The organism is Bradyrhizobium sp. JR3.5 (genome assembly GCF_054057015.1).
Window position 1 is genome coordinate 3,386,805 of record NZ_JBSRYV010000002.1, and the last position, 16,703, is coordinate 3,403,507.

General features: G+C 65.1%; 15 protein-coding genes. 2 read left to right on the forward strand and 13 right to left on the reverse strand.

The features are described from left to right. From ACVWW1_RS33125 to ACVWW1_RS33135, 3 genes are all read right to left on the reverse strand, one after another. Complete coding sequence (locus ACVWW1_RS33125; RefSeq protein ID WP_456658781.1) at positions 1-1,749, reverse strand: flavin-containing monooxygenase; 1,749 nt, start codon at positions 1,747-1,749, stop codon at positions 1-3. Positions 1,750-2,020: 271 nt separating this feature from the next. Continuing rightward, positions 2,021-3,889 (reverse strand): DNA helicase RecQ, encoded by a 1,869-nt coding sequence (gene recQ / locus ACVWW1_RS33130; RefSeq protein WP_456658782.1) that lies wholly within the window; start codon positions 3,887-3,889, stop codon positions 2,021-2,023. A gap of 252 nt (positions 3,890-4,141) precedes the next feature. Next, positions 4,142-5,362, reverse strand: coding sequence for a T6SS phospholipase effector Tle1-like catalytic domain-containing protein (locus tag ACVWW1_RS33135; RefSeq protein ID WP_456658783.1), 1,221 nt, complete (start codon positions 5,360-5,362; stop codon positions 4,142-4,144). 334 nt (positions 5,363-5,696) lie between these two features. Between ACVWW1_RS33135 and ACVWW1_RS33140 the strand changes: the two genes are divergently transcribed. Next, entirely contained in the window at positions 5,697-6,224 is a 528-nt protein-coding gene (locus ACVWW1_RS33140) for a hypothetical protein (protein ID WP_456658784.1), read from the forward strand. 111 nt (positions 6,225-6,335) lie between these two features. Here the strand turns inward: ACVWW1_RS33140 and ACVWW1_RS33145 are convergent, their stop codons facing one another. From ACVWW1_RS33145 to ACVWW1_RS33190, 10 genes are all read right to left on the reverse strand, one after another. Next, positions 6,336-7,712, reverse strand: a complete 1,377-nt coding sequence (locus ACVWW1_RS33145) for a vWA domain-containing protein (RefSeq protein ID WP_456658785.1) — start codon at positions 7,710-7,712, stop codon at positions 6,336-6,338. Between the two features lie 6 nt (positions 7,713-7,718). After that, entirely contained in the window at positions 7,719-8,666 is a 948-nt protein-coding gene (locus ACVWW1_RS33150; RefSeq protein ID WP_456658786.1) for an AAA family ATPase, read from the reverse strand. A 149-nt stretch (positions 8,667-8,815) separates the two neighbouring features. Further along, positions 8,816-9,139 (reverse strand): hypothetical protein, encoded by a 324-nt coding sequence (locus ACVWW1_RS33155; protein ID WP_420967499.1) that lies wholly within the window; start codon positions 9,137-9,139, stop codon positions 8,816-8,818. Between the two features lie 173 nt (positions 9,140-9,312). Then, positions 9,313-9,945, reverse strand: coding sequence for an HAD-IA family hydrolase (locus tag ACVWW1_RS33160; RefSeq protein WP_456658787.1), 633 nt, complete (start codon positions 9,943-9,945; stop codon positions 9,313-9,315). Between the two features lie 155 nt (positions 9,946-10,100). Next, the gene (locus ACVWW1_RS33165) at positions 10,101-10,787 is read right to left on the reverse strand and encodes a methyltransferase family protein (protein ID WP_456658788.1); all 687 of its coding nucleotides are present in this window, start codon (positions 10,785-10,787) and stop codon (positions 10,101-10,103) included. 98 nt (positions 10,788-10,885) lie between these two features. Next, a complete protein-coding gene (locus ACVWW1_RS33170; protein WP_456658789.1) occupies positions 10,886-11,224 on the reverse strand; it encodes a hypothetical protein in 339 nt (112 codons plus the stop codon). A gap of 36 nt (positions 11,225-11,260) precedes the next feature. Beyond that, positions 11,261-11,440, reverse strand: a complete 180-nt coding sequence (locus ACVWW1_RS33175; RefSeq protein ID WP_092126523.1) for a hypothetical protein — start codon at positions 11,438-11,440, stop codon at positions 11,261-11,263. A 58-nt stretch (positions 11,441-11,498) separates the two neighbouring features. Further along, entirely contained in the window at positions 11,499-11,690 is a 192-nt protein-coding gene (locus ACVWW1_RS33180) for a hypothetical protein (RefSeq protein WP_029080476.1), read from the reverse strand. 174 nt (positions 11,691-11,864) lie between these two features. Continuing rightward, on the reverse strand, positions 11,865-14,324 hold the full coding sequence (locus tag ACVWW1_RS33185; protein WP_456658790.1) for a cyanobactin maturation protease PatG family protein: 2,460 nt from the start codon (positions 14,322-14,324) through the stop codon (positions 11,865-11,867). A gap of 352 nt (positions 14,325-14,676) precedes the next feature. Then, positions 14,677-15,351 carry a LuxR C-terminal-related transcriptional regulator gene (locus ACVWW1_RS33190; protein ID WP_456658791.1) on the reverse strand — a complete coding sequence of 225 codons (675 nt, stop codon included), beginning with the start codon at positions 15,349-15,351 and terminating at the stop codon, positions 14,677-14,679. A 439-nt stretch (positions 15,352-15,790) separates the two neighbouring features. Here ACVWW1_RS33190 and ACVWW1_RS33195 point away from each other — a divergent pair, with 439 nt between their 5' ends. Further along, positions 15,791-16,552: a S1 family peptidase gene (locus ACVWW1_RS33195; protein ID WP_456658792.1), complete on the forward strand. Its 762-nt coding sequence runs from the start codon at positions 15,791-15,793 to the stop codon at positions 16,550-16,552. The last annotated feature ends 151 nt before the right edge of the window (positions 16,553-16,703 follow it).

The following is a 16,703-nucleotide window of genomic DNA, read 5'->3' on the forward strand; positions in this document are numbered from 1 at the left end:
TCAGACCATGGGGACGCGCTTGGCGGCAACTGCGGCCGGCGAGATCACCTCGATGTCGAGCGGCACCTGCCAGCGCTCGGTAAAGCGGACCTGCGGCGGCGCGTTGCCTTTGGGCGCACCCTGCAGCACGAAGCCGTCATAGCCCGAATTCATCACCTCATTGCATTTCTGCACATAGATCGGGAAGCCACCGATATAGGGCATGAACACGCGGGGACGGCCCGGAATGTTGGCGCCGACATACCAGGAGCTGCAGGTCGAGCGCAGCGAGACCGTGGAGACGTCGTTGACATGGGCGACCCAGGCGTCCTCATCGTCGCGGACCGCCTCGATCGTGCCGGCGCCGACGTCGCGCATGTGGCTGATGCAATCCGCCAGCCAGTCGACATGCTGCTCGATCGCCTGGATCATGCTCGCGAGCACCGAAGGGCTGCCGGGCCCAGTGATCATGAACAGGTTCGGAAATCCCTCCGAGGCGAGGCCGAGATAGGCGCGCGGGCCGGCCTGCCATTTTTCGGCCAGCGTCTGCCCGCCGCGGCCGGTGATCGCGATCTTGTCGAACGAGCCGGTCATGGCGGCAAAGCCGGTGGCGGAGACGACCGCGTCGAATCTGTGTTCGGTGCCGTCGACCACGATGCCGTCGGTGGTGAAGCGCTCGATCGGTGTGTTCGACACGTCGACCAGTTTCACATGCGGCAGGTTGTAGGTCTCGAAGTAGTTGGTATCGACGCAGAGCCGCTTGCAGCCGAACACGTTTCGAGGGCACAGCAGCTCGGCGGTGGCGGGATCCTTGACGATGCCGCGGATCTTCTCGCGCGCGAAATCGGCGATGGTGTCGTTGGCGGCCTTCTCGAACAGGAGGTCGCCGAACGCGCCGAGGAAGGGCAGGCCGCCGCGCTGCCAGGCTTCCTCATAGAGCCGCTCGCGCTCCTGCTCGCTCGCCTGCAAGGCGGGCTGGGCATTGAACTGAAAGTAGAAGCCGGTCGGGCGCGCACGCGCCTTCGCGCGCAGCTCCGGATAATGCGCCTTGGCTTCCTTCAGATACTCCGCCGACAGCCGCTCGTTCCATGCCGGCACCGACCAGGTCGCGGTGCGCTGGAACACGGTGAGCTCGGACGCCTGCTGCGCGATGATCGGGATTGACTGGATCGCGGACGAGCCGGTGCCGATGACGCCGACGCGCAGGCCGGTGAAATCGACACCCTCATGCGGCCATTCGCCGGTGTGATAGATCGGCCCGCGGAAATCTGCCATCCCGGGGAAAGCGGGTCGGTTGGGCGCCGACAGGCAGCCGACCGCCATGATGCAGAATTTGGCGGTGACCTTGTCGCCGCGATCGGTTTCGATCAGCCAGTTGCCTGCCTGCTCGTCGAAGGTCGCCGCGGTGACGCGGGTGTCGAACACGATCTGGCTGCGCAGGTCGAAACGGTCGGCGACGTGGTTGGCGTAGGCGAGAATTTCGGGCTGCGGAGAATATTTCTCCGACCAGCTCCAGTCCTGGTCGAGCTCCTCGGAGAACGAGAACGAGTATTGCAGGCTCTCGACGTCGCAGCGCGCGCCGGGATAGCGATTCCAGTACCAGGTGCCGCCGACGCCGCCGCCGGCCTCATAGACCCGCGCGGTGAACCCGAGCCCACGCAGCCGATGTAGCATGTACATGCCGGCGAACCCTGCGCCGATCACGACGGCGTCGAACGTTCCACTTTCGGCAGGGCGCGCAGCCTTGCGCGCGGTGCTCTCCTGAGCCATGGCCCGTCTCTTCCCTATCTCTTGTCGTTATATCTTGGCCGCGCCTCGTTGGACGCGACGACCGAAAGATTAGGGCGAGGGCGGCGCGGCCCGCAAGCGCATGCATTGCCGCGCCGGGTATGGCTCCTATGCCGGGCCGCCGATTACTGCGGTATCCGGAGCAGGTTGGGGCGATGCAGCCGGGGATTGCGTGGAGGTGCGCGGCCCCTGCGGAGCTTGCGACCGCAGTCAATGCAGTATGCTTGGACCGGCTCAAGGCTCTGCGCGAAGTTCAGCCGTCGTTGGATTTCACGATCCGGATCAGCTCGTCGCCGTAATGCTCGAGCTTCTTGTCGCCGATCCCGGCGATGTTGCGCAGTTCGCCCAGCGTGTCCGGACGCATCGCGGCGATGCCGTCGATGGTCGAATCGTGCAGCACCACATAGGCCGGCACGCCGCGCTGGCGTGCGACTTCCGAGCGCCAGGCGCGCAGGGCGGCATGCAACGCCGGGCTCACGGCCCCGCCGGGACCGTCGGCCGCGGGCGCCAGTTCGCCGCGGCGCGACTTGCCGCGGACCGCGCGGTTGCGGGCGCCTTCCGGTTGCTCACGCAACATCACCGCGGTCTCGCCCTTCAGCACGCCGCGGGCGCTGTCGGTCAGCTTCAGCGCGCCGAAGGCGTCGCTGTCGGCGCGGAGATGGCCCATCGCCACCAGCTGGCGCAGCACCGCGCGCCATTGCTTCTCGTTAAGCTCGCGGCCGATGCCGAACACCGACAATTGGTCGTGGTTGAACTGCTTGACGCGTTCGGTCAGCCGCCCGATCAGCACGTCGATCAGGTGCATGGCACCAAAGCGCTGCCCGGTGCGATAGACGCAGGACAATAGCTTCTGCGCCGGCACTTTGCCGTCGCGGACGCGCGGCGGCGTCAGGCAATTGTCGCAATTGCCGCAGCTTTCATCCGAGCGGGTCTCGCCGAAATAGCCGAGCAGGCGCTGCCGCCGGCAATGCACGGTCTCCGCGAGCGCAACCAGCGCGTCGAGCTTGCCGATCGAGACGCGCTTGAAGGCGTCGGAGCCGGTCGATTCGTCGATCATGCGGCGCTGCTGCACGATGTCGGAAAGGCCATAGGCCATCCACGCGGCCGACGGCTTGCCGTCACGGCCGGCGCGTCCGGTCTCCTGGTAATAGGCCTCGATGCTCTTCGGCAAATCGAGATGCGCGACGAAGCGCACGTCGGGCTTGTCGATGCCCATGCCGAACGCGATCGTGGCGACGATCACGATGCCGTCCTCATTGAGGAAGCGGTCCTGATGCCGGGCCCGCACGCTGGCGTCGAGCCCGGCATGATAGGGCAGCGCGGGAATGCCGGCCTCGCTCAGCGATGCCGCAACATCCTCGACCTTGGCGCGCGACAGGCAATAGACCACGCCGGCGTCGCCGGCATGCCGCTCCTTGATGAAGGACTTCAGCTGCGTGGTGGCGTTCTGCTTGTCGACGATCTCGTAGCGGATGTTGGGGCGGTCGAAGCTTGCGACGAACTCAGGCGCGTCGGTCAGTGACAGCCGCTCGGCGATCTCCTTTCGCGTCAACGCGTCCGCGGTTGCCGTCAGCGCGATGCGCGGCACTTTCGGGAAGCGCTCGGCGAGTGCGGACAGGCCGATATATTCCGGGCGGAAGTCATGGCCCCATTGCGAGACGCAATGCGCCTCGTCGATCGCAAACAGCGCGATCTGCGCCTGGCCGAGCAGATTGAGGCAGCGCGGCGTCAGAAGCCGTTCCGGCGCGACATAGAGCAAATCGAGATCGCCGGCGAGCAGCCGGCGCTCGACCTCGGAGGCTTCCTGATAGGACAGCGTCGAGTTCAGCACCGCGGCGTTGACGCCGGCCTCGGAGAGGCCCGCGACCTGGTCACGCATCAGCGCGATCAAGGGCGACACCACGATGCCGCAGCCGTCGCGCAGCAGCGACGGCAGCTGGTAGCACAGCGACTTGCCACCGCCGGTCGGCATCAGCACCAGGCAATTGCCGCCATTGGTGACGTGGCGGACGATCTTTTCCTGCGCGCCGCGGAAGCCCGACAGGCCGAATACGGAACTGAGCACGGATCGCGCGTCGCGGGGCGGAGCGGCTGCAAGATCGAGGGCTGGTTGGGCGGTCATGATCCCTGAGCGGGCGATTCGGGTTCCCGGATCGAACGATTCCGGAACGAAACGTGTTAATACACCGTCCTGCGATAAACTCAATTGAGGCAATGCCTGCCGGCCATCGCGCGCGCCGATGCGGTCGGCTGAGCTCAGCCGCACGCGGATCAAGGATGCCGATCGACGCGCAAAGCGCTTTCGAGCGAAGTGGATGCCGCTTCGCGTGAAGAAAAGCGCCTCAAGATAGGCAACCCTGACGCCATCAGGCCGTCAGGCCGTCGGAGCGGGCGGCGCCGGTGGCGGCGTCATTGGCTCGACCTTGTAGGTCTTCGGCAGGTTGATCGGCCGGTAGGCCGAATCCTTCGCCATGCGCTCCAGTACCGAGGCGTGGATGGCCGCCCCTTCCGGTATCGGCCGCGGCTCGCCGCGCGGCAGATAAAAGCCGAGGAAGGACTTCCGCTCCGGCCATTCCTTCCATTTGTCGCTCTTCGGAATCCATTCCAGGATTTCCCAGGCGGCGGTCAGCGAATTGTGCAGCGGGGCCGTCGCGCTCGGCGGCACATAGTCGTGCTTGTGCGGCGGCAGCGGCATCCCCCAGGCGAGATGATCGATCAGCGCCTGATCCATGTGCAGCCCGGCAGCCCCGGCCTGCGCGAGCATCCAGATCAGCGGAAATTTTGACGGCCCGCTCTGGTCCTCAGGATAGCCGCCGCCGACGTCTGAGTGCACGCCGGCGAACCAGACCTGGCGAATATCCTGCTCCACCTCCGTCGCTGGATTGAACGGATCGGAACGGAACTTCTGCGGCTCAATCCAGCGGTTGAGGCGGAACATGCGCCTGCGTTCGTCGATCGAGATCGCCTGGCGAAATCGCCTGACACTGGAATTGGTGCGGGTGAACAGCAGCGTCTGGATGTCGAACAGGAAGTTGTCCTGCCGCGGCACGATGATCGAGGCCACGGTGTCCCAGACCCCGACGAACTCGATGTCGATGTTGCGCCCGCCGGCGATCTGGCTGAAGTGCCAGGCTTCCTTCAGCGGGGCATCGTCGAACGTGCCGTCCGATTTCTGGGAGTCGGAGCTGGCTTTCTTGTAGGTGTTGAACGCGTAGTCCGCGATATCGAGCTGGTCGACCGGCAACAGGCCCATCACATGGACGAAGGCCGCCAGCGTGCGCACGGTATAGGCGCCGCGGCTGAAGCCGAACATCCAGACCCGGTCGCCGGGCTCCCAGAGCCGGCACAAGAACCGGTAGGCGCCAAGCGTGTCCACGTCGAGACCGGCGCCGAAGGCCAGCCCGAAAAGGCCGCGCACCTCCTGCTTGAAGCGGCCCCAGCTGTTCTGCAGGCCGATCGTGCCGAGACCCGGATGATAGTAGATCCGCTGCCGGTCATCCTTGTCGGCGACGCGAAACAGCTTCAGGACGTTGGAAATATTGGCGCCGATCTCGTTGCCGGTGCCGTCGCAACAAATCACAATATCCTTCGGCATCCGTTGCCCCCGCGGCCGCCGTGAAAATTCGCGACCTCAATGTACGGCAGAACACGGGGACGATTCAATCTCCAATTGAAGACGGTTCTGTGTACGCGGTGTGAACGCCGACTGTCGTTCCGGAGTCTGCGGCCGGCATCGGGCGCGCGTGCGCGCACTCCACAGCGGTCAGCAGAATTCAATTGCAACACTTTGGAAAAGGTGGGAATCTCATCGCCAATCATTGCGATATTGCGTCGATATTTTTTCTCCCCTTCAGGATTTCGCCGGTACGCGCGATCATCTTGCCTGCTGCTTTCCGCAGCTTCCTCAGCCTGGACGGGAAGGGGTCGGAATGAGCCACCAAGCTCTCGTGACGGTCATTCTCGCGGGATTGGTGGTGATAGCGTTCGGACTGTTCTGTTGGGTCGGCAGCTACTCCGATCGCGTATTCGCCAACAGATTTCGGACCCGCTTTCCGGAGAAGACGCTGAGTTACACCGGCGATCAGCTCGGCGAGCTGGTGCAATCCGATCTCCGGATGAAATATGTCTTCCCGATTCTGTTCCCGCTCGATCTTATCGTCATGCTGGCGCTGGCGGGCGCGATGGGCGCGGCGTCGTCATATTGGCTCAACCAGATCTATCCGACTGCAGCGTGGCTCGGCCTGGTCGTGCCGGCGGTGTATCTGCTGAGCGACCTGATCGAGGACTGCTTGCTGGCCTGGCTGTTGCTGCGCGGCGACCCGCATGCGGCAGCACGTTCCGTCTCGATCCTGAAGGCGATCACGACGATCAAGCTCGTCAGCATCTTTGCCTCGATCGTGCTGACGCTGGTCGCGTTTGTCGGATGGCTATCTCACAGCGACTCGCTTCGCCTCTAGAGCTTCGGTTCTGATTGAATCAGAACCGAAGCTCTAGATTTTTGTTTGACGCGTTTTCTTCACGCGAACCGGTGTCCACTTCGCTCGAAAACGCTCTAAAGCGCTGGCGGTCTACTGATAGGTCGCCACGATGTCGGAGACGGCGCGCTCGAGCTGCCGGGCGGTCGCGCACTGGCGCACCACGGTGCAGAAGGTCGCGTAGCGCGGCATCTCGGAATCGCCGAAGCCCCAGACCATGCGGCCTTCGGGGTTGAGCCACACCAGCCGCTTGGAGCGCTCGCCGATGCGGCGCAGGATGTCGGCGCGCGGATCGAGATTGTTGCTACGGGCGTCGCCGAGCACGATCACCGTGGTCTGCGGCGTGATCGCGCTCATCCAATTGTGCTCGAAATCGGCGAAGGAATTGCCGTAGTCGGACGAGCCGAAGCCGACCTTGGACATGATCTCCTTCATCGCCTCTTCCGGCGATTTCGATTCCAGGATGTCGCTGACCTCGATCAAATGGCCCGAGAAGGCGAACGAGCGGACGTCGTCAACCACCTCGTGCAGGCTGTGGATCAGGAGCAGGAAGAAGTCCGAGACGCGGGCCACCGAACCCGAGACGTCGCACAGCGCGACGATCTTCGGCCGGTCGCGATGCTTGCGCTTCCACGCGGTGAGGAAGGGCACGCCGCCCCAGGCCGCGTTCCGGCGCAGCGTGCGGCGGACGTCGAGATGGCCGCGGCGCTGACGCTTGCGCGGCTTGGAATAGCGCTCGCGCAGCCGGCGCGCGATCTGGCGGATCAGTGCGCGCATCTGCTCGACCTGGCGCGGCTCGATCCGCGCCAGCGGGGCGTTGCGCAGGATCTCGTTGCGCAGATTTTCCGTCTCCTCGCGCCCGTAGAGCAGCAGAGCTTGCGAGACCGCGTCGCGAACGGTGCCGCGCAGGCCGTTGAGCGCCTCCTGCAGCCGCTCGGCGAGCGCCGGATTGCGCGTGGTCTGCTCGTCGATATCGTCGCGCAGGCGCTGGATGCCCATCGCATCGAGGATGCGGGTCTGGAAGATGCCGCGCTGGGTGAAGTAGCGGATGTCGGGCAGCGAGGCGGCGCCGGAGGCATTGGCGATCGCCGTCGATATCGCGGCGCGATCCTGCGACAGCAGCATCTGCGCCAGCGGTCCGACATTCTCGCTGGCGGCGTCGCCCGCCGCATCGCCATGCTCGTCGGCCGACGGGTTGGCGCCGGATTCGCTGCTGTCGTCGGTCTTGTTCTGCTCGGCGGTCTCCTGCTGCGGCTCGGGCTGGCTGAAGAACAGATCAAAGCATTCGCCGAGCGAGCGCTTCTCGTCCTGGGTCTTGGCAAGCGTCAGCAGGAACGTGTCGCGCAGGATGTCGCGGTCGGCAAAGCCGACCTGGGCGACCGCCCGCATCGCATCGATGCTTTCCGCGGGCGAGACCCGGACCCCGGCTCCCCGCGCCGCACGAAAGAAGCGATGCAGGTTCTCGCGCATCTTGGTCTAGCTGAATACGCCTTGGCGCGACGCCTTGGCGATGAAGGACGAAATCTGCGGCGTCGCGGCCTCGATATCGGCCTCGTATTTCAGGAGCACGTTGAGCGTGTCCTTGACGATCTCGGTGTCGAGCTCGCTGGCTTGCAGCAGCACCAGCACGCGCGCCCAGTCGATTGCCTCGCTGACCGAGGGCAGCTTCTTCAGGTCCAGCGAGCGGATCTCGTGGATGAAGCCGACCATCTGCTTGCGCAATGTCTGCGAGATGCCGGGCACCCGGCTCTCGACGATGCGCTCTTCCAGCTTCTGCTCGGGAAAGCCGATATGCAGATGCAGGCAGCGCCGCTTCAAGGCATCGCCGAGATCGCGCTCGCTGTTCGAGGTCAGGATCACGGTCGGCGGCGCCACCGCGGAGACGGTGCCGAGCTCGGGGATCGTGACCTGGAAGTCCGAGAGGATCTCCAGCAGCAGCGATTCGAATTCGGCATCCGACTTGTCGATCTCGTCGATCAGGAGCACGCAGCCGGCCGGCTGCTCCAGCGCCTGCAACAGCGGCCGCGGCTCGACGAATTCCTTGGAGAAGAACACGTCGCCGAAGGTGTGGAGTTGGTCGAGTGCTGCGGCCAGCGTCTGCGCGCCGCCGAGCACCTCGCCGAGCTTGTCCTTCAGGATCTGGGTGTAGAGCAGCTGCTTGGCATATTTCCACTCATACAGCGCCTTGGCTTCGTCGAGGCCTTCATAGCACTGCAGACGGATCATCTTCAGGCCGCGCCAGGCGGCGATCGCCTTCGCAAGTTCGGTCTTACCGACGCCGGCAGGGCCCTCGACCAGGATCGGCTTCTCGATCTGCTGCGACAGGTAGACCGCAGTCGCGATCTGCCGGCTCGCAATATAGCCTTGCGCGGCGAGGCCGCTTTCCGCGGCCTCGATCGAGGCGGTGGGCCTGGTGTCAGCCACGAGGATCAGCTCCGAATTTGCCTTGAACTCGGACCTGTTCTGCTCCCGTTGCGGGCAAAGCACAAGGCTCGTTTGGCCCGCAAAGGCATGGGCTTAGCGCATGGTTCCGGGGTATTCCGCCGAGCGCAATACGGAGGAGGCGGCAGCTTCTAGCCCGCGCAGCTCTTCACGAAATCCTTGCGCTGCGGGCCGGTGATCTTCTGGTCGATCGCCTGCTTCAGGCAGTCGAGATGCGCCTGCGCCATGCAGAGCTGCATCTGGTCATGCCGGTCCTGTCCCTTCAACGCCTTCGCCGCGCTCTGGCAGGCCGCGCGTTTGGCACCGGGGACGGGCGCTGCCGCCGACGTGTTCTCTTGCGCTGGAGCCGCCGCCGGCGCTGCCGCCGGTGCGGGGGTTGAGGTTGATTGCGCGAACGCTGCGACCGAGACCAGCAGCGAACCAGCCGAGACCAGGGCGACGACGAGATGTTTCATGGGGTGAGCCTCCGCGGGCATGATCCGGAGAAGTGAACGTCGGTTTTCCGGAACGTCATGCTCAGACCAGGAAAGGGATCACGATGCGATTCCATGGTCGCGCCGTGACCCAGGGGAGGCTGAGAACTAGCGACTGCCGCCTGAATGCGGAGTGAATATGCCGGGAGGCCACTTCACCTCAGCGTGAGGCCGGTCGCAGCTTCGAGCTCGGAGATCGCCTGCGCGGCGTTCGCGACCTTGATCGTGGTCATGCCCATCTCGCGCGCCGGCTTCAGGTTGACGCCGAGGTCGTCGAGATAGACGCAGTGCTTCGGGTTCACCAGCAGCGTCTCCACCATCATCTGGTAGATGCGCGGGTTCGGCTTGCGCAGGCCGATCTTCGCGGACTCGATGACGTGGTCGAACAGCGACATCACCTCGGCAACATAGAGCGTGCGTCCGCTGTGGCTGCCGATTGGGTTCGACGGCAGATTGTTGGTGATGCAGCCGGTCTTGAATTCCGCCTTGATGCGCTTCAGCGCCTCGACCATTTCCGGGCGCAGGTCGCCGGAGAGCAGCGGCAGCACGTCCTTGCCGCGCACCTCGGCGCCGAGCGCCTTCGATTCCGCGGCGAACAGCTCGTCGAATGCATCGATACCGATCTCGGCGCGTTCGAACTTGGCCCACGCGTTTTCCAGATGGTTGGCGGCGTTGGTGCGGCGGATGATGTCGATCGGCAGGCCGCGCTCAGTCTCGTAGCGCGCGAAGGCCTCGAACGGCGAGGTGGTCAAGACACCGCCGAAATCCCAGATCACTGCCTCGATCATCAATGTCCTGCCCGTTGCAAAGCGGCGGCTTCGCCTCGGGTCGTCCGGCCGTTTTGGCCGAAGACAGGGAAACGCGCGTTCAGCCTTCTTTATTGGAATTGCCGCCAATCAGGCAAGCCGCCAGTTCGCGGCAAACTCCGCCACGCGGAACGGGCTCACCAGACCATCGGAACCAGGCGGTAACGCACGCGCCCGAGGTATTCGGCATAGCCGTCGAGCTCGGCAGTGAGCATCCGCTCCTCCATCATGGATCTCAGGCCGAGCAGCGCCGCCATGACCGGCACGATGCCAAGGCCCCACCAGGATCCGAGCAGCAGCGGCGTGCCGACATAGGTCAACAGGCCGCTGGCATAGATCGGGTGGCGCACATAGGCGTACGGCCCCGTGGTCACCGCAGCATGCCCGCGCTCGCGCTGGATCTTCACGACGGGGGCGGCGTAGCTGTTTTCGCGGTAGGTCCGATAGACGATGTAGAACGATGCGGCGATCATCACCGCGCCGGCGCATTGCAGCCAGAACGGGACGAACGATGTCCGGTAGCGCACCGCGTCGAGCGCCATCAGCGGCAGCCATGTCAGCCACAACAGCGGCATGATCGTCGTGATGACGCGATCCCACCCGGCCTGGCCGCGCGCGGTGCGGCGCTCCGCCAGTAGGCCCGGATCATGTCTTGCGAGCCATGCCTCGGTGATCAGTCCGCCGATCGTGATCTCGAGCAGGAACATCCAGGCGCCGGCCCATCGCATGGTGCCGGCCGCAAGAAACAGGAGTGTCCCGAGGCCGACAAATGTGCAGGCGGCGCGGCGCAGATCGATGCGAGGGGGATTGCCGTTCTGGTTCATGTCTCTCTCCGAAGAGCGGCAACGGCCGCGCCGCCGGATCGGGCGGGCCGTTGCATGTCCGGGTAGCGGATCGAAGCGCCTTCAGTGCGTGGACCTGATTACGGTCTGCGGGTCCAGTTTCGTGCCTGTCCGGAATAGACCTTGCTCGGCAGCGCGCGGGCTGTGGGATCGAGCAGGACCTTCATCGCGGTGTTGAGCCGCGCCTCCGAACGCGGCGAGCCGTCATGGCGCATCTGCTGCGGAGCACCGGGGCCCTGCGGCGGCGCCATGTAGGCCGACGTTGTCGGCGGGGCGGGCGTGGTGGCGATCTTCGGACGGGCGACAACGGCCGCCTCCAACGGGCGCCGCGCGTCGGCGAGGCTTGACGCTGCGGATGCTTCCGCGGGCGGCGGAGAGGCGGCGCTGTCGGATCCGGATTTGCGGGGCGGTTTTGCCATGGCATCGGCTCCATAGGTTCGGTGATGACGACGTCGTCAGGATTTGTCTTCGTCGGATGTGGTGCGTTTGGCGATGATCGGGTTGCGGTCGCTGATCGCGGCGAGCAGTGAGGCGTGGCTCACGACTGATGACACGACGATCTTTCCGGACGGCTCGATCCGGCGACCGTTCTGCTGCTGTTGCTGTGGGCTCCTGGCGGTGGATTTCTGCATCATGTCGGCCTCCTCGAGGGCAGGGGTGGGGCCCGACAGCGCCGGGCCCCGAGTTTGGCGATCAGATGCCGAAAGCACCGAGGACGCCCGGCAGCGCCTGCACGGCCGTACCGAGGATGTCCTGCCAACCTTGCGGGTTGACCGACCCGTTGGTCGCCACTTCGGCAATCCGCTTCGGACCGCGCTCGATGCCCTCACACTGGATCGGGCTACGCACGCTGCCGAAGGTCTCAAAGTCGTTCCTTGCGTACATGTTCAGCTCCTTCTTTCGGTTTGAATTGACGGCAACTACGGGAGGTGGGCACCGACCGGGGCAGCCGTCGCTGGACGTCGCCCAGGGGATCGCTCATCGCGTCGATCCCTTGGACCACGTGACGCTAATTCGCGCCACGTTCTGATCTCCTCCGGACGCAGAGGAGCAATCGCGTCAATAGACCTGCCACTGCCGCAGCGGCCCGACCGCCACCGGCACCACGTCGCTCACATCGATCGTGTACTGATAGACTTCGCGAGCCTGGGTCAGGACCTGCGTCGGGTTGAAGAAGCGGTAGGTCACGTCGTGGCAAATCGATTCCGGACGGCAGATCAGACTCTGGTCGACCTCGACGGTGTCGAGCCGCAAGCCCTTCTTGGCGACGTCGGTGAAGATCTTCCGCGTATTGTAGGCATTCATCGCCGAGTAGTTCAGCGCGCGATCCTGCGGCGAAAGACCGACATTGCGGAATTCGTTGTAGATCCGCTCGAGGAAGCCCTCGGCGCCGTCCGGCCAGGTGGTGGGGTCGGGCCCGAACAGCGTGTAGAGATCCCACTGGTAGAAGCCGCGCCAATCGGTCACCAGCGTCGGAACGACCGTGCCGTTGAGCAGCTTGGTCGTGTTGGTGCTGTCGACCCAACCGGCCATCGAGACCCGCGCGACGCCGCCGCGCGGCGGGAATGCGGGGGGCGTGATCGGTCGTGCGTCAGCGCCGGCGGCGGCCGCCGTCGCCAGCACCACGGTGCGGGTCGTCGCGGGATCGTCGTGCGAAACCTCCTGATGCCACAGCGCCAGGATCAGCGCGGCGAAGAATCCGAGACCGAACACGTCGAGCGGCTTGATCGCATAGATCGGGATCGAATCGATCGTCATCGTCCAGGTGATGGCGTCGGCGTCCGGGAAGTTGTTGCCGGCGCCGGCCGGCGTCGCGGTCTCGCCTTCAGCCTGGTTCAACAGATAGCGCGCCATGATCGCCGGATTGTACGGCGCCGAGGTATCGCCGGAGTGGTCGCGCTCGGGCCCGAAGGCCGGATCGCCGCGGCCGATCAGGCTGTCGCGCCAGTTGGCGATCGCCTGCACGAAGTAGTCGAGGCGGGCTTCCTTGCCGAAATCGTAGAACAGCCGCCCGATCGGGAAGGCGAGCTGTCCGGTGGACTCGGGCGTCGCGCCCTGCGGACGCATGCCGCCGCCACAGCCGCAGCTCTTCTCGCTGGTTCGAACCGCGGGCGCTTCGTACATCGGCAGCGCCTGGGGCATTGCGGCGGGAAGCGCATTGCTCGGCATCAGCGCGTGCAGCTGCTGCGGTTGCAGCCAGGTTTGCGGCATCATGCCGGCCGTTGGCATCGCCATCTGCGGCATCATCATCGGCGGCATCATCATCTGGGGTGCCGGTGCCGGCATCCAGACCATGTCGCCGCCCGCATGGGGAGCGTGATACGGATAAGGCGCGGGTGCGGCGATCGGCGCGGTGACGACGCCGTGATCAACGGGGACGGCCATGGCCGCAGGTGCCGCCGGCGCGGCGGGCTGCGCCTCGCTTGGCATGATCCCGCCGTTGCTTCGCAGGATCGAGCCGTCCGGCCCGAATATGCGCGGAGCCGATGGTGCAGACATTGCTGATAGATCTCCCATGGAACCCTCTCTGGTTGCAGTTGGCTGAGCGGCGAATGACGGTTGGACGAAAGGGCGCGCGGACACTCCCCAGAAGTGGGGAGGCGCGGCCGTGGCACCCGACGGCATGACGGCGTCCGCCTGCTCGCCAAGCAGGGCGGCGACAGCCGCGGGAATATCGAGCCGTCCGACGAGACAGCGCGAGGCGCTGCCGTCGTTGCGGCAGGGCACCGCGCTTTCGAGCAGCGCGGCACGAACGGCTTGCGGATCGGCCTTGCGTCCGTTCTGGCGCAGGCATGAGAGCAGCAGCGCGACGACGCCTGTCACGATCGGCGCAGCGTAGCTCGTTCCGGACCGCAGGCTGACGTTGCGGACCGGCGAGGCGCCGGCGATGTTCTCGCCAGGCGCCAGGATGCCGTTCTCCAGATAGGCGTCGCCGAAATTGCTGAACGGCAGCGGGTTGCCGGCCAGATCGCACGCGCCGACCGCAAGCACCGAAGCGAGGCTGCCCGGCACCTGGACGCAGCGGCAGCCATCATTGCCGGCGGCGGCGACGATCAGCTTGCCGGCGCGCTCGCAGGCGCGCACCGCGTCGACCAGAATGCGATCGGCCTGCCCCGTCGCGGATTGCTGACCGCTGCTGACGTTGATGATGTCGGCGCCCACCGCCAGCGCCTGGTTGATCGCGAGCGCCAATGTGCTTTGCGAGGACGGCTCGATCTGCCCGGCGGCATTCTCGCGATAGATCGAGAACACGGTTGCGCTGCAGTTCGGCGCGACGCCGAGCACCGGGCTGCCGGGTGTCCCCATCAGCACGCTCGTGACATGCGTGCCGTGCTCGGACTGGATGATCGATGAAGACGGCGCGACGAATTCGCCGCCCATGGCGACACGGGCCTGCCTGAGCGAGGGATGATTGAGAGCGACGGGACCGTCGATGATCGCGATCTTCACCGCGGGGTCGCCACCCGACGTTCTCTGCCACAAGGCAGCCAGACCAGCGATGTCGGCAACTGGATTCATGAAATCGATCCTGGCCGATCTGCTGCGAATTCGTGCAGCCGATCCGTCTTCCACGGCAATCTGCAACCGCGCAGCGAACGAAAAGAGCGGCATGTCGCTGCGTTGGTGCTGTTGTGGCAGGTGTGCCGCGAAAGGCCTATTCGCCGCGGTGGATCAGAAAGGATCGAGCCGATGATACGGATCGACCGATCCGTGAGATCGATCCCGCGCCTCGAAAGATCGATCAAAGGGTTTAGTCGGGATCGGTCTCGCGGCGTGATGCGGCGCGCATGCGTGCAAAGCCGCGCCGCATTCGCGCACCAATGCGTGCGCGCGCTGCGGTCAGTCGAATACGGAATTCAGGTCGCTGGTGTCAGTCGAGCTCGCGGCGACGATCGAGAGCCGGCGCAGATGATGCGATCCATGGCGCTTCGCGAACCCGCCGCATCGCCTGCGCCCGGCGCGGCAGGCCGAGCTTTTGCAGCACGTGATGGACGTGATGCTTGACGGTGGCAAGACTGAGATTGAGATCGCGTGCGATCTCCTTGTTTGACATGCCCTGCCCGATGAGCTTGAGGACCTCGCCTTCGCGGCGCGTCAGGCCCTGGTCGGTATCGATCGTATCCGTCTGACGTTCCATGCAAAACAACGCGCGCAGCAGTCCGCCGGAAATCTCGGCGCTGCAGGCAAGCCGCCCCGACGCCACGTCCGACAGTGCGCGGCACAGCTCGTCGAAGCTGGCATTCCGGGAAATGTAGCCGCTGAACCCGGCTCGGCCGCAGCGGACCACGTCGCGCCGGTCCTCGTTGAGGCCAAGCGCCACCAGCGCGATCTCGGCATGCTCGCTCGCGATCACGCGCACCTCGTCGAGATCGATGCCCTGTGTGACGTCGATCAGAATGACACCCACATTACCGGTCTTGAGGGTCGCACGCAGGCCGGCAAGATCGGCGACTGCCGCCTCGACGGCAAACTCGGCGTGGTTCCGGAAACTCGAGGCAAGCCCCTCGCTGAACAGCCTGATCGGCGTGACGACCGCGATCCTCATCATTATCCTCGAAACTCAACGAAATGGCGGATGAAAAGCCGTCTCTATGTCAACGGCACCGGCATCCAGAAAGTCATGAAGGTAAGTATGCGGTATGCTGCCAGAGGTTGTATTATATTATCAGGTCGAAATTACGGCTCTGATACGCGCGGGATCAAGAGATACAGTTCACATTCGAACGTCGTGCCGGCAGCACGATGCAGGATACGGTGTGATGGATATCGCGGCAAGGTGGCGAGACGCAGCGCGTGCGCACCACGGGCTGCTGGAAATCTCGTGGCGACTTCAACGCCGTAGTGATCGACGTCTAGATATTTAGATAATTGACGCGTGCGGGCCCGGGTGCTCTGTACAAGATTGCGTGTTCTTCGGCCGAGTGTGAGCGACGCAATGCCGCGCCTCGGATGTGCTCAATACAGATGCAGATCAACAGGGTTCCATGACGAGCGTGATTCGAGCGACAGCCTTTCTGACCCTGTTGATGGCAACGCCGGCCTTCGCGATCGTCGGTGGTGGCGCGCCGTCGACCGATGGCGTCGCGCGCGCCGTCGTCACCATCGTCGGCTCGCGTGGCAATTTCTGCACCGGCGCACTGATCGCGCCGAAGGTGGTGCTGACCGCGGCGCATTGCGTGCAGCCCGGTGCCGACTACAAGATCGTCGATTATGGGCCGGACCGGCAGCCGAAGCTGCAGGACGTCAAGACGGTTGCGATCCATCCCGGCTTTCGGATGCAGGCGATGACCAATCATGTGGCGACCGCCGATGTCGCGCTGCTGCAGCTCGCGGACCCAGCCGCAGGCAAGGCGCCGGCCGTGCTCGGCATGCCCAACATTCCGATCCAGGTCGGCGGCCGCTTCACCGTCGCAGGCGTCGGTGTCACCGTGCGCGGCGACGGCAAGAGCGGCGGCAGCATTCGCGTCGCCGGCCTGATCGCGAGCGGCAAGCCCGGCACGCTGCAGATTCGTCTGGTCGATCCGGTCGGGCAGGGCGTGCGCGACGGGCTCGGCGCCTGTACCGGCGATTCCGGTGCGCCCGTGTTCGAGGACAAGCCAGGCGGGCCTGTCATCGTCGGCGTGGTGAGCTGGTCCACCGGCCCGAACGGCACCGCCGGCTGCGGCGGCATCACCGGGGTGACGCCGCTCACGCTCTATCGCGACTGGGTGATGCAGACCGCGCGCCAGTGGGGTGCGAGCTTCTGAAGTTGCCTCGCCCCGCTTGCGGGGAGAGGTCGGATCGCATCGAGAGATGCGATCCGGGTGAGGGGGAGTCTCCGCGAATCTGCTTGCCATTGTGTATGCGGGGACAGCCCCCTCACCCCAACCCTCTCCCCGTAAGAACGGGGAGAGGGAG